We start from the raw sequence: 12,999 nt of genomic DNA on the forward strand, positions 1-12,999 counted from the left end.
GAAGTTTTTCTTACTTTTTTGATTGTTCGAGCGTTTTTTGTTCAAAACACTCCATTTTCACTAGTATTCCCCTTAATTAAGGGCTTAAGGTGCCTATATAAAGGAGGATTTATGAGTTCAATGCGCAGTTATAAAGGAATATCCCCTCAGATTGGACAAGGTGTCTATATAGATACAAGTTCGGTACTGGTTGGTGATATCAAAATTGGTAACGACTCTAGCGTGTGGCCTTTGGTTGCAGCTCGAGGAGATGTGAACCACATTCATATTGGAGATAGAACGAATATACAAGACGGCAGCGTCTTGCATGTCACCCATAAGAATGCTGAAAACCCTGAGGGTTATCCTCTATTAATAGGTAATGATGTCACTATCGGACATAAAGTAATGCTACATGGCTGCACCATTGAAGATCGCGTACTTGTTGGTATGGGAGCTATCGTGCTCGATGGCGTGGTTATAAAAGAAGATGTGATGATTGGTGCTGGTAGCTTGGTTCCGCCTAATAAGGTACTTGAAAGCGGTTATCTCTATGTAGGAAGCCCAGTAAAACAAGCACGCCCATTAAATGATAAAGAGCGTGCCTTTTTACAGAAGTCAGCTGACAACTATGTTCAGAATAAAAACGACTATCTAGACTCTGTGTTGCCAGTCTAAAGCACTTTGATCTGAATTCGATTAGAGGAGTCATACTCCTCTTCTTCTATTAACTCTTCAGCTAGCTCTTCAATATCAAAACGTAACTCTGAAAAGATAACTAAAGCTTGATCGCCTTCTTCTATATCTTTACCTGCCAATCGAGACAGCTCTTCAATAGACATAACACACTCAATCAGTGCGCCAGACTGCTGTACTGGGAAGATGATTGATTGATTTTCTTCATCCCAATCTTGGATATCAGGAAATAAGATTGATTGATTCATTTTTTATAAATACCTTGTTACATCTCTAGGTTTTTGCGTAATTCTCTTAAAATCTGTTTTGTCCCAGGGCGAAGACCACGCCATAGCATAAAGCTCTCAGCAGCCTGCCCTACCAACATACCCAAACCATCATAAGCAGCATGAACACTATTATCTAATGCCCATTGATTGAATACTGTGGTTCCCGATCCATAAACCATGTCATAAACGGCGCTAGTAGAATTGAAAATAGCATCAGACACTTCAGGAAGCTGCCCGCTTAGACCAGACGAAGTCGAGTTAATAATGACATCAAAGCCATCACTTACATCACTTAACCCCATCCCCTTGATGTTGCCATGCGACGAAAACATCTCAGCCAATAGTTCTGCCTTGGAGCTAGTTCGATTAGCGACCACCAGCTGTTTTGGCTTTTGGTCGAGAAGAGGTTGAATCACTCCTCTCGCAGCACCACCAGCGCCAAGAAGAAGAACACGTGCTCCTTTTAGCGTGACTTGATGTTGAAGTAGGTCTTGAACTAAACCCTCACCATCGGTGTTATCACCAATGATCTCTCCATCATCTAACTTCTTAAGGGTATTTACGGCACCGGCCAGTTCAGCCCTCTCAGTTAGGCGATTAGCAAACTGATAGGCATCTTCTTTAAAAGGTGCTGTGACATTACATCCTCTACCACCTTCGCTGAAAAAGGCTTTCGCAGCAGTGATAAATTCACCATGTTCTGGCTGTAATGCTGTATAGGTAAGTTGTTGGCTGGTTTGGCGAGCAAATAATGTGTGAATGAATGGCGATTTGCTTTGACCAATAGGGTTACCGAAAACGGCATAACGATCTACTTGCTGTGTCATATCCTTACCTAACAGAAATAAAAAAGGGTCTTCTATATAGATGACCCTATCACTATCCCAATAAGGAAGGAAGAACTACCAAACTCGAGGCTTTAGGTAGTCGCTATAAAGCAGAGCTTCTGGTGAGCCCGCTTGTGGTTCATAGCGATATTCCCAACGAGCCAACGGCGGCATCGACATCAATATAGACTCTGTGCGACCACCACTTTGCAGGCCAAATAAGGTGCCACGGTCATACACAAGGTTAAATTCAACATAGCGACCACGACGATAAAGCTGGAAGTCACGCTCACGTTCACCATAAGGTGTCTCTTTGCGTCGTTCTACAATGGGTAAATATGCGGCTGCAAAACCTTCACCAACCGCCTGCATATAAGCGAAGCTCTTGTCAAAGCCCCAGTCGTTTAAGTCATCAAAGAACAGACCACCAACACCACGTGTTTCATCACGGTGAGGTAGATAGAAGTACTTATCACACCACTCCTTATGTTCTTGGTAAACGTCATCACCAAATGGTGCACACAGGTCTTTAGCAGTTTGATGCCAAGATTGGCAATCTTCATCGACAGGATAGAATGGCGTTAAATCAAAACCACCACCAAACCACCAGATAGGGTCTTCCCCTTCCTTTTCGGCAATAAAGAATCGTACGTTGGCGTGTGAAGTTGGGATATAAGGGTTTTTTGGGTGGATCACTAACGATACCCCCATCGCCTCAAACTTACGTCCGGCTAATTCAGGACGATGAGCGGTTGCTGAAGCGGGCATTGCCTTACCTGCAACGTGAGAAAAGTTAACACCACCTTGCTCAAAGACCGCACCGTTAGTCATCACACGAGTACGACCGCCACCACCGAGGCGTTCGCCAGGCTCGCGCTCCCATGCGTCTTCTTCAAACAACGCGCTACGATCAGCTTGCTCAAGCTGCTGGCAAATCGAATCTTGTAGGCTCAGTAAAAACTGCTTTACTGCTTCTTTATCAATTGCTGACATTTTACTTTCCTTTGCAGGGTTTAACCCTGTCTTAATATTTTCGACGTTTTTGCATCTCTAATTTCGCTAGGCTTCTCGCGGCCACCCGTTTGACCTTCAAGAATCGCGACCAAGTGTTGGCCAAGCTGCTGTTGTACTTCTTCAGTCGTCATACAAGGTGGTTCGCCCGTAAGGTTGGCACTGGTAGAGGTTAACGGCTTACCGAATTCATTACACATTCTTTGAACCAAAGGGTGATCAGTCACGCGTACCGCGATCGAATCAAATTGACCACTGACCCAGTCTGTTACTTTGCTGCTGGTCGGCATAATCCAAGTGACTGGGCCCGGCCATGTCGCTTTAACCGTCGCCAATTGCTCATCGGTTAGTTGGCTCTCGTCTATATAAGGAAGCAACTGCTCGTAACTTGCCGCAATTAAGATCAAGCCCTTTTCAACCGGGCGCTGTTTTAACTCGAGTAATTTCTGGATGGCTTGTGGATTATCTGGATCACAACCGACCCCAAAAACGCCTTCGGTCGGGTAAGCAATGACTTCACCTTGTTGTAATGCCTGCAATGTATGTTGAAAGTTATCCACGGGTGCCTCATTAATTCAGTTATCTAACTCACTAAGTGTACAAATTATCACTCACTGTGACTAAAGCTATTTGTTTATAAAATGTATCAATTAACAACTTAGACTGACGCAAACGTTTTCCTTAAGCGATTTTACCCGTATAATGCGCGCAAAATATCTAATCACTAATTAAATCGTACCTGAAGGAGTTTGAGATGACTGTCGGTATTATCATGGGTTCTAAATCTGATTGGCCAACAATGAAGCTAGCTGCAGAAATGTTGGATCAGTTTGGCGTGGCGTACGAAACAAAAGTGGTTTCTGCTCACCGCACACCTCAGTTGCTAGCAGACTACGCAACCAGTGCGAAAGAGCGCGGTATTAAAGTGATTATTGCTGGCGCTGGCGGCGCAGCTCACCTACCAGGTATGGCGGCTGCCTTCACAAGCGTACCTGTTCTTGGTGTTCCAGTTCAATCTAAAGCACTGAAAGGCATGGACTCTCTACTTTCTATCGTGCAAATGCCAAAAGGCATCGCGGTAGGTACTCTAGCTATCGGTGAAGCTGGTGCAGCGAACGCTGGCATCCTAGCGGCACAAATCATTGGTACACACAATGAAGATGTGATGGCAAAAGTAGAAGCGTTCCGCTCTGAGCAAACAGAAACGGTACTTGCTAATCCAAACCCTGCAGAGGACTAATTCCCATGCATGTTCTTGTGTTAGGCGCGGGCCAACTTGCTCGCATGATGTCCCTAGCTGGGGCACCGCTGAATATTGAAATTTCTGCTTTTGATGTTGGCAGCAAAAATATTGTTCATCCATTAACGCAAGCGATTCTAGGCAACGGCTTAGAAAATGCGATAGAGCGCGCGGATGTCATTACTGCTGAGTTTGAACATATCCCTCACGATGTACTTGAGGTATGTGAGCGCAGCGGTAAGTTCTTACCGACCACAGAAGCAATCAAAGCCGGCGGTGACCGTCGCCTTGAAAAAGCGCTGTTAGACGAAGCGAACGTGAAAAACGCTAAGTACTATGTGATTAACTCTCGCGAAGACTTTGATGCTGCGATCGCTCACGTTGGCTTACCAATGGTACTGAAGAGCACACTTGGTGGCTACGATGGTAAGGGCCAGTGGCGCTTAAAGACATTAGACAATGTTGACGCGACTTGGACAGAAATGGCCGAGTGCATTGCAGCGACAGACAATCAAGCCATTGTGGCTGAAGAGTTCGTTCCATTCGACCGAGAAGTATCACTGGTTGGTGCTCGCGGTACCAATGGCGAGATTCAAGTGTACCCACTGGCTGAGAATGTTCACACCGATGGCGTGTTGAGCTTATCAACCGCAATTGACGACATGGAACTGCAAGATCAAGCAAAAACCATGTTCACCGCAATTGCAGAACGCTTGGATTACGTTGGCGTACTAGCACTTGAATTCTTTGATGTTCAAGGTTCACTGCTGGTTAACGAGATTGCACCACGTGTTCATAACTCTGGCCACTGGACGCAACAAGGCGCTGAAACTTGTCAGTTTGAGAACCATCTGCGTGCTGTATGTGGCATGCCACTAGGCAGCACTAAGCTGATTCGTCCAACCGCAATGATCAACATTCTTGGTGAAGATACTTTACCTGAGGCTATTCTGGCTCAAGGCGGCTGTCATGTTCATTGGTATGGCAAAGAAAAGCGTGCAGGTCGTAAGATGGGCCACATTAACGTGAGCGCTGACTACAACGCAGAGCTGCAAAGAGCGTTGTGCTCATTGGCTGATATTCTTGATAAGCAAGCCTACCCGGCTGTGCATGAGTTTGCTGAGCAGATGAAATAAGCCAGCATGGGCTTATGTTAGTTTAAATACAAAAACGGCGCTCAGTGAGCGCCGTTTTTATTTCTATAATCTAAAGCTACTGAGATTGAATGTGATGACACTTGCGATCAGCACATTGCTTCTTGGTACCACTGGCTGTTTTCTTCTCAAGTAACAACGGGAACTGGCACTCTTCACAGCGACCAATAACAGGTGGCTGATTAACGGCAAACTTACACTTAGGGTAGTTATCACACGCATAGAAGGTTTTGCCATAGCGAGATTTGCGCTCAACCAAATGGCCTCTACCACACTCTGGGCATGCAACCAGCGGCTGCTCTTCAGGTTGTTCTTTTGGTTGGTCCAAAGATTCGATGTGATTACATTCTGGATAGTTGCTACAACCAATGAACATCCCGAAGCGACCTTGCCTTAATACCAATTCGTTTTGGCATTTAGGACACGGTACACCCAGTTCTTTCACTACGTGGCCATCGTTTTGATGCAAAGGCTTGATGTAATCACAGCTCGGATACTGCTTACAGCCTAAAAATGGGCCGTGCTTACCATGGCGAAGCTGAAGCTCCCCGCCACACTGTGGACATGGTTCATGCTCTAACGCATGTTCATGTGCTGAAAAAAGCTGATTATCAATCTTACTACTCATGACAAGCCTGTATTAATGCAAGATACCTTGCTCTTTGGTGTACAACAGCTCTTCCATTTGCGTGTAAGCACTTTCATTACCCGGCACATTAAATAGCACCATTAAGATAATCCATTTCAGATCATCCAATTCAAATTCGTTGGTCTCAAGCCCCATCACACGATCGATCACCATTTCACGAATCTCTGTCGTGAGCACGTTGATCTGCTCTAGGAACAGTAAGAAACCTCGACACTCCATATTAATACGCGATACCTCTCGACTGGTGTAAACACGCATCGAGGTATTGGAGCACATAGTAATCGCCGCTTGGTTGTCAGTATCTTGCAGTGCAGCAAGATCTTCTAACCAATGGAGGGCCTTATAAATATCGTCTTGGTGAAACCCTGCTCGAAGAAGCTCATCTTCAAGTTCGTCTTGATCCACCTGCAATTCAGAATCGCTATGGATGTAGGTTTCAAACAAGTACATCAGTATGTCCATCATCATAGCTTAGCCTCTCCCCTTTCGAATATAGCCACCGGAAACTGCAACAACATGCCCTGAGAGCTCAAGCTCTAAAAGCTGCATCATGACTTCATGCACAGGTATATGGGTTCTCTGTGCCAAAATATCAACGGGTGTCGCCTCTAATCCTACGTTAGCTAACAGCAGTGGAAATGGCAATTGTTCATTTTCACCCTCATTCTGCGTAGGTTCGAATAAGCTGGGCTGCTGATCTATAGACCAGTTTAACAGACTCTTTATTTCAATCAGAACATCTTGAGCATTTTGCACTAAACATGCTCCAGCTTTGATCAGACTGTTACCTCCGCGGCTGGTTGGGCTATGAATAGAACCGGGCAGCGCAAACACTTCTCGACCTTGCTCCATCGCATAACGAGCCGTAATCAAAGAACCACTCTTTTCTGCCGCTTCAACAACGAGAGTTCCCAAAGACAAGCCACTTATAATACGGTTACGACGGGGGAAATGTTCAGGTCTCGGTTTAGCACTTGGGCGAAACTCTGAAATCAACGCACCATTTTCACAGATCTTATCGGCTAAATTTCTGTGTCGCGCAGGATAAATGGAATCCAAGCCAGAACCCAACACAGCAAAAGTTTCCCCACCTTTATCTAGAGCACCATCATGAGCATAACCATCAATACCGAGCGCTAAGCCACTGGTGACAATCAAACCGTTTTGGACGAACTCTTTGGCGAAGGACTTCGCGGTTTGCAGCCCTTCGAGACTGGCATTGCGACTGCCGACCATAGCGATTTGAGGCTCAATCAGCTTTTCAACGTGACCTTTAACAAAAAGCACGCTTGGCACAGAGGCGGTCTCATTCAGCAGTTTGGGATAATGCGAGCAATTCGGGGTAATGATGTGATGGTTGGGTTGTCTTGCTTGCCACTCTAGGCAAGCCTCCACTTCTCTTGGGGCTTGCTCTCTTAAATAGGAGATTTGCTTGGCAGACAAACCAATCGCTTGCAGTTGCTGGCTTGAGTAACCAACAATATTCGAAGGGGAATCAATGCTCAGCAGTCGAGAAAGGCGCTTGCCACCCAATTGGGGAACAAAACTTAGAGTTAGCCAAGCACTCAGTTGTAGCTCATTCACTCGGTGCCCTTAGCTTCTTCCTTCAAAGCCAGATCCAAAGGCGATACCGCCAGAATATCATTGCTAACCGGTTTTGAGCTCTGAGTAATCAACGCGAGGCTAAAATATTCGTAAGGACGAATGACCATCAAACTACCGAGTGACGTACTTGGCAACTGCACCTTATCGCTCGCCGCAGACTCTTTGTAGCTGTATTCGCCTTGCTTACCAAACACCACAGCGCCGCTTTCACTGAGGGTAAACATAGAGCCTTGGCGAAGATTGTCCTGTGAGCCTTTATTAATAACGACCACTTGATTCTTTGCACTGTATTGGCTGCCATCTAATGAACCCAAGATATTAGCAAACTGCCCCGCAGCACTAGGCGCTGGATAAAATGTGGTTGAGAGCTTCACCTGATCAACGCCAAGTTCAGGTAACACGAGGTCATTAAGTAACACCTCTTGCAGTTGAGTCTCTATCTGTAAACTACTGAACTCAGCATCCACCTCTTTCAAGCGCGCCGTGGCGACCAAACGCAAAGAGGTAATACTCGCTTGAGGTTGTTGCCTTTGATAAGTCTCGACGGCACGGTAGATACCCCATTTTTGATGCTGCTGGTTCCCAGAAATAAACAATCGGTCTTCACCCGATAAGAAGCGTTTGCCATCACTGGTCCCTAACACTCGTTGCGCTGACTGGATATCTTGCTGCTCAACCAAGCGGTCAGATTGTAGATACGGTAGAACAAGCCCCTCATTCACGGTAGGTACTGCTTTCTTCTCTGATACACGAATCTTAGGGCTTAGCTTGATTACGGGTTTAAGGCTCAACACAGGCTCACCATTAATCCAAACCAGAGACAATTTATCTCCGGGGTAAATAAGGTGAGGGTTTTCTATTTCAGGGTTTACCTGCCATAGCCTTGGCCACAACCAAGGGCTATCGAGATACATCGCGGAGATATCCCATAAGGTATCCCCCTTAACCACCACATACGCCTCGGGTGCGTCTTGTTTAATGGTTAAAGGTTGCTCACTATTTCCAGCCATAGCGGCAAACGAAAGCGAGGCACAAATAAGAGATAAAGCGGGGAAAAAATGACGCATGACCTAGGTTCCTTGGTCTGAATATATGACATCTGATTAGAGAATTAACTTCAGGATGCTGTCATTTGACCTCTAAAATGTCTAGAATTGAGCCAACAAGGTTTAAGCTGTTTCGGCACAGTTCAATATTTCGAGTGTATATGTCTGTATTACAAGTATTAACATTACCAGATGATCGTCTACGTACCGTGGCGAAACCGGTAAAAGAAGTTACCCCAGAGATTCAAAAGTTCGTTGATGACATGATTGAAACCATGTACGACGAAGAAGGTATCGGCCTTGCGGCAACGCAAGTAGATTTCCACCAGCGCATCGTTGTTATCGATATTTCAGAAACACGTGACGAGCCTATGGTTCTGATCAACCCTGAAATTACCGACAAACGTGGCGAAGATGGTATCGAAGAAGGCTGTCTATCTGTACCAGGCGCTCGAGCTCTAGTACCTCGCGCTGCAGAAGTAACGGTTAAAGCATTAGACCGTGAAGGCAACGAATTCACATTCGACGCTGACGACCTTCTGGCTATCTGTGTTCAACACGAACTTGACCACCTAGAAGGCAAGTTGTTTGTTGATTACCTATCGCCACTAAAGCGCAAACGTATTCAAGATAAGCTAGCGAAGATTAAACGTTTCAACGAGAAACAAGGTTAATAACCGCTGCTATTACTAAATTAAGAAGGAAGTCTACCTTGAGTCAATCTTTAAGAATTGTCTTCGCAGGTACTCCGGATTTCGCCGCCCGTCACTTGGCGGCGTTGTTGTCTTCGGAGCATGAAGTTATTGCTGTTTACACACAGCCAGATCGTCCAGCAGGCCGCGGTAAAAAACTGACTGCGAGCCCGGTAAAAAACATCGCACTTGAAAACAATATTCCGGTTTACCAGCCAGAAAATTTCAAGTCAGATGAAGCTAAGCAAGAGCTAGCAGATTTGAATGCTGACATCATGGTCGTTGTCGCTTACGGCTTATTGCTTCCACAAGCTGTATTAGATACGCCTCGCTTGGGTTGTATCAACGTGCATGGCTCTATCCTACCGCGCTGGCGTGGTGCTGCTCCTATCCAACGCTCTATTTGGGCGGGCGATAAAGAGACTGGCGTGACGATCATGCAGATGGATATCGGCCTAGATACCGGTGATATGTTAAGTATCGCAACGCTGCCAATCGAAGCGACAGATACTAGCGCGTCAATGTACGAGAAGTTAGCGGGCCTTGGCCCTGATGCTCTTGTTGAATGTTTAGCTGACATCGCTTCTGGTAAAGCCGTTGCTGAAAAGCAAGACGACGAACTTGCTAACTACGCGAAGAAGCTAAGTAAAGAAGAAGCGCGTATCAACTGGAGTGATGACGCGGCTCATATTGAGCGCTGCGTTCGTGCCTTCAACCCATGGCCAATGAGCCACTTTGAAGCTGCCGAAAACAGCATCAAAGTGTGGCAAAGCCGTGTAGCAGAGCAAACCTCTGATGAGCCTGCAGGTACTATTCTGCAAGCCGATAAAACGGGTATCTACGTAGCAACAGGACAAGGTGTACTTGTTCTTGAACAGCTGCAAGTACCTGGTAAAAAAGCCATGTCAGTTCAGGATATCTTAAACTCTCGTGCAAGCTGGTTTGAAGTTGGAACTCAACTTTCTTAACCGCTTTTAAAGCTGCCATAAGCGCAGCTTAGAAAACCTTTACGAGGGCAGAGATGCCCTCATGTATTCAAATAAATATTCGGTACCCCTCATGAATGTTCGCGCTGCTGCTGCAAATGTCCTATTCCAAGTTGTCGATAAAGGCCACTCTCTTTCACACGCTCTCCCTGCGGCTCAAAAAACGATCCGCCCGCGAGACCACGCTCTACTGCAAGAGATTTGCTACGGCGCACTTCGTTACCTGCCTCGTCTAGAGTCAATCGCTAACGAACTAATGGAAAACCCGCTTAAAGGTAAAAAGCGTGTATTCCACCACCTGATTTTGGTGGGCATTTACCAACTGAGCTTCATGCGTATCCCTTCACACGCAGCCGTTGCGGAAACCGTTGAGGGCACCAAAACACTGCGTGGTCCAAGCCTAAGTGGTTTGATCAACGCGGTATTGCGTAGCTACCTACGTGACCAAGAAGAGCTGGATGAGAAAGCGGTTAGCCACAATGCGGGCAAATACGGTCACCCAAGCTGGATTCTAAAAATGCTTCAAGAGAGCTACCCAGATCAATGGGAGCAACTGGTTGAAGCAAACAACAGCAAGGCACCAATGTGGTTGCGCGTAAACCGCCAACACCACACGCGTGACGAGTATGTTGAACTGCTTAAAAACGATAACATTGAATACACACTGCACCCAGAAGCGGCGGATGCCATAAAATTGGCCGCACCTTGCGATGTGACTTTACTACCGGGCTTCGATAGAGGCTGGGTATCAGTACAAGACGCAGCAGCTCAGCTTTCTGTAGATTACCTAACACCAAAAGATGGTGAGCTAATCCTAGACTGTTGTGCAGCGCCAGGCGGTAAAACCGCACACATTCTTGAGCACACGAACGACACTGAAGTGGTTGCGATTGACTGTGACATTAAACGCCTAGACCGTGTTTACGATAACCTTGAACGCCTACAACTGCGTGCCGACGTAATTTGTGGCGATGCTCGCTACCCTGAAGAGTGGTGGATGGGCGATAAGTTTGACCGTATCCTACTTGATGCACCTTGTTCAGCGACGGGTGTAATCCGCCGTCATCCTGACATCAAGTGGCTACGCCGTGCATCTGATATTGATGCACTCGCTGAGCTACAAAGTGAGATCATGGATGCAATGTGGCGTCAGTTGAAAGAAGGCGGCACCATGGTTTACGCGACATGTTCTATCACACCGCAAGAGAACGTTCTGCAAGTGAAAGCTTTCCTAGAGCGTACCGAGAACGCAACGCTAGTTGGGTCTGATATCGAAAATCCGGGTCGTCAAATACTGCCTGGTGAAGAAGATATGGATGGCTTCTACTACGCAGTTCTAGTAAAACAGGCATAACAACTAACAGCGGCTAAGAATTTATTTCTTAGCCGCTGTTTCTTTCTAGTGCATTATCGAAGCAAAATGAAATCACTAGAATTACAAAGGCAAAAATAAGAGAAAGGCTATGAAGATCATTATCCTAGGTGCTGGACAAGTAGGCGGGACCCTTGCTGAAAACCTAGTAGGTGAAAACAATGACATCACGATCGTCGACCGTAATGCCGACCGACTGCGTGAACTTCAAGACAAATATGACCTTAGGGTTGTAAACGGCTATGCCAGCCACCCGAACACACTACGTGAAGCGGGTGCACAAGATGCCGACATGTTGGTTGCCGTAACCAACATGGATGAAACCAACATGGCCGCATGTCAGGTTGCCTTCTCTCTTTTCAACACGCCAAACCGAATTGCCCGTATTCGTTCTCCAGAATATCTGGAAGAGAAAGAAGCGCTGTTCAAATCTGGTGCTATCCCTGTCGATCACCTGATCGCACCGGAAGAACTGGTCACCAGCTACATAGAACGTTTGATTCAGTACCCAGGCGCACTACAAGTAGTAAGTTTTGCAGAACAGAAAGTGAGCCTAGTGGCGGTAAAAGCCTACTATGGTGGTCCACTGGTGGGTAATGCACTGTCTGCTTTACGTGAGCACATGCCGCACATTGATACACGTGTGGCGGCTATCTTTCGTCAAGGTCGCCCTATTCGCCCACAAGGCACCACCATCATTGAAGCCGATGATGAAGTATTCTTTGTCGCCGCAAGTAACCATATCCGCTCAGTAATGAGTGAGCTGCAACGCCTAGAGAAACCGTACCGCCGCATCATGATTGTTGGTGGTGGTAACATTGGTGCAAGCTTGGCGAAACGCCTTGAGCAGAGCTACAGCATCAAGCTTATCGAACGCAGCTACACACGAGCAGAGAAGCTATCGGAAGAATTAGAAAACACCATCGTATTCTGTGGTGATGCGGCAGACCAAGAGCTGCTAACTGAAGAGAACATCGATCAGGTTGATGTGTTCATCGCCCTAACCAATGAAGATGAAACCAACATCATGTCAGCAATGCTGGCTAAACGCATGGGTGCCAAGAAGGTAATGGTACTGATTCAGCGCGGTGCTTACGTAGACCTTGTTCAGGGTGGTGTGATTGATATTGCTATCTCTCCACAGCAAGCGACCATTTCTGCGCTGCTTACTCACGTTCGTCGTGCTGATATTGTAAACGTATCATCTCTACGTCGCGGCGCTGCAGAGGCGATCGAAGCGATTGCTCACGGTGACGAAACGACATCTAAAGTCGTTGGCCGAGCAATTGGCGACATCAAACTGCCACCGGGCACGACTATTGGTGCGATTGTTCGCGGAGAAGAGGTACTTATCGCGCACGATAGAACCGTAATCGAACAGGATGACCACGTAGTGATGTTCCTAGTGGACAAGAAATACGTACCTGATGTTGAGTCTCTATTCCAACCGAGCCCGTTCTTCTTGTAGTCTTG

Annotated in this window: 15 protein-coding genes; 7 read left to right on the forward strand and 8 right to left on the reverse strand. The window is 46.5% G+C overall.

Annotated elements, in window-relative coordinates:
• Nucleotides 1-111 precede the first annotated feature (111 nt).
• Nucleotides 112-657: a gamma carbonic anhydrase family protein gene (locus tag OQJ75_RS18305; RefSeq protein ID WP_265974277.1), complete on the forward strand. Its 546-nt coding sequence runs from the start codon at nt 112-114 to the stop codon at nt 655-657.
• Here OQJ75_RS18305 and OQJ75_RS18310 read toward each other — a convergent pair.
• The 4 genes from OQJ75_RS18310 to OQJ75_RS18325 all read right to left on the reverse strand — a co-directional run bounded on the left by OQJ75_RS18310 (nt 654) and on the right by OQJ75_RS18325 (nt 3,342).
• On the reverse strand, nt 654-923 hold the full coding sequence (locus tag OQJ75_RS18310; protein WP_265974278.1) for a DUF1488 domain-containing protein: 270 nt from the start codon (nt 921-923) through the stop codon (nt 654-656). The genes OQJ75_RS18305 and OQJ75_RS18310 overlap by 4 nt on opposite strands.
• A 17-nt stretch (nt 924-940) precedes the next feature.
• Nucleotides 941-1,771, reverse strand: a complete 831-nt coding sequence (gene aroE / locus OQJ75_RS18315) for a shikimate dehydrogenase (protein WP_054548299.1) — start codon at nt 1,769-1,771, stop codon at nt 941-943.
• A gap of 75 nt (nt 1,772-1,846) precedes the next feature.
• Nucleotides 1,847-2,764 (reverse strand): oxygen-dependent coproporphyrinogen oxidase, encoded by a 918-nt coding sequence (gene hemF / locus OQJ75_RS18320; protein ID WP_265974279.1) that lies wholly within the window; start codon nt 2,762-2,764, stop codon nt 1,847-1,849.
• A gap of 20 nt (nt 2,765-2,784) precedes the next feature.
• Nucleotides 2,785-3,342, reverse strand: a complete 558-nt coding sequence (locus OQJ75_RS18325) for an L-threonylcarbamoyladenylate synthase (protein WP_265974280.1) — start codon at nt 3,340-3,342, stop codon at nt 2,785-2,787.
• 194 nt (nt 3,343-3,536) lie between these two features.
• Here OQJ75_RS18325 and purE point away from each other — a divergent pair, with 194 nt between their 5' ends.
• Together purE and OQJ75_RS18335 are read left to right on the forward strand one after the other, a co-directional pair.
• Nucleotides 3,537-4,022, forward strand: a complete 486-nt coding sequence (purE, locus tag OQJ75_RS18330; protein WP_017073863.1) for a 5-(carboxyamino)imidazole ribonucleotide mutase — start codon at nt 3,537-3,539, stop codon at nt 4,020-4,022.
• Between the two features lie 5 nt (nt 4,023-4,027).
• Nucleotides 4,028-5,158, forward strand: a complete 1,131-nt coding sequence (locus tag OQJ75_RS18335; RefSeq protein WP_265974281.1) for a 5-(carboxyamino)imidazole ribonucleotide synthase — start codon at nt 4,028-4,030, stop codon at nt 5,156-5,158.
• A gap of 76 nt (nt 5,159-5,234) precedes the next feature.
• Here OQJ75_RS18335 and OQJ75_RS18340 read toward each other — a convergent pair whose 3' ends face one another.
• From OQJ75_RS18340 to OQJ75_RS18355, 4 genes are read right to left on the reverse strand one after another with little or no spacing between them, the layout of a single operon-like run.
• Nucleotides 5,235-5,804, reverse strand: coding sequence for a type I DNA topoisomerase (locus OQJ75_RS18340; RefSeq protein ID WP_265974282.1), 570 nt, complete (start codon nt 5,802-5,804; stop codon nt 5,235-5,237).
• Between the two features lie 12 nt (nt 5,805-5,816).
• Nucleotides 5,817-6,293 carry a DUF494 family protein gene (locus OQJ75_RS18345; protein WP_048657837.1) on the reverse strand — a complete coding sequence of 159 codons (477 nt, stop codon included), beginning with the start codon at nt 6,291-6,293 and terminating at the stop codon, nt 5,817-5,819.
• A 3-nt stretch (nt 6,294-6,296) separates the two neighbouring features.
• Entirely contained in the window at nt 6,297-7,409 is a 1,113-nt protein-coding gene (gene dprA / locus OQJ75_RS18350; protein WP_265974283.1) for a DNA-processing protein DprA, read from the reverse strand.
• Nucleotides 7,406-8,497, reverse strand: coding sequence for a LysM peptidoglycan-binding domain-containing protein (locus tag OQJ75_RS18355; protein ID WP_265974284.1), 1,092 nt, complete (start codon nt 8,495-8,497; stop codon nt 7,406-7,408). The genes dprA and OQJ75_RS18355 overlap by 4 nt, the downstream gene beginning before the upstream one ends.
• Before the next feature lie 140 nt (nt 8,498-8,637).
• Between OQJ75_RS18355 and def the strand changes: the two genes are divergently transcribed.
• The 4 genes from def to trkA all read left to right on the forward strand — a co-directional run bounded on the left by def (nt 8,638) and on the right by trkA (nt 12,994).
• The gene (gene def / locus OQJ75_RS18360; RefSeq protein WP_004735769.1) at nt 8,638-9,150 is read left to right on the forward strand and encodes a peptide deformylase; all 513 of its coding nucleotides are present in this window, start codon (nt 8,638-8,640) and stop codon (nt 9,148-9,150) included.
• 38 nt (nt 9,151-9,188) lie between these two features.
• Nucleotides 9,189-10,136, forward strand: coding sequence for a methionyl-tRNA formyltransferase (gene fmt / locus OQJ75_RS18365; protein ID WP_265974285.1), 948 nt, complete (start codon nt 9,189-9,191; stop codon nt 10,134-10,136).
• A 91-nt stretch (nt 10,137-10,227) separates the two neighbouring features.
• A complete protein-coding gene (gene rsmB / locus OQJ75_RS18370) occupies nt 10,228-11,508 on the forward strand; it encodes a 16S rRNA (cytosine(967)-C(5))-methyltransferase RsmB (RefSeq protein ID WP_265974286.1) in 1,281 nt (426 codons plus the stop codon).
• A gap of 109 nt (nt 11,509-11,617) precedes the next feature.
• Nucleotides 11,618-12,994: a Trk system potassium transporter TrkA gene (trkA, locus tag OQJ75_RS18375; protein ID WP_004739332.1), complete on the forward strand. Its 1,377-nt coding sequence runs from the start codon at nt 11,618-11,620 to the stop codon at nt 12,992-12,994.
• Nucleotides 12,995-12,999: the final 5 nt, after the last annotated feature.

This window comes from Vibrio sp. 14G-20, from assembly GCF_026241515.1.
Lineage (GTDB): Bacteria > Pseudomonadota > Gammaproteobacteria > Enterobacterales > Vibrionaceae > Vibrio.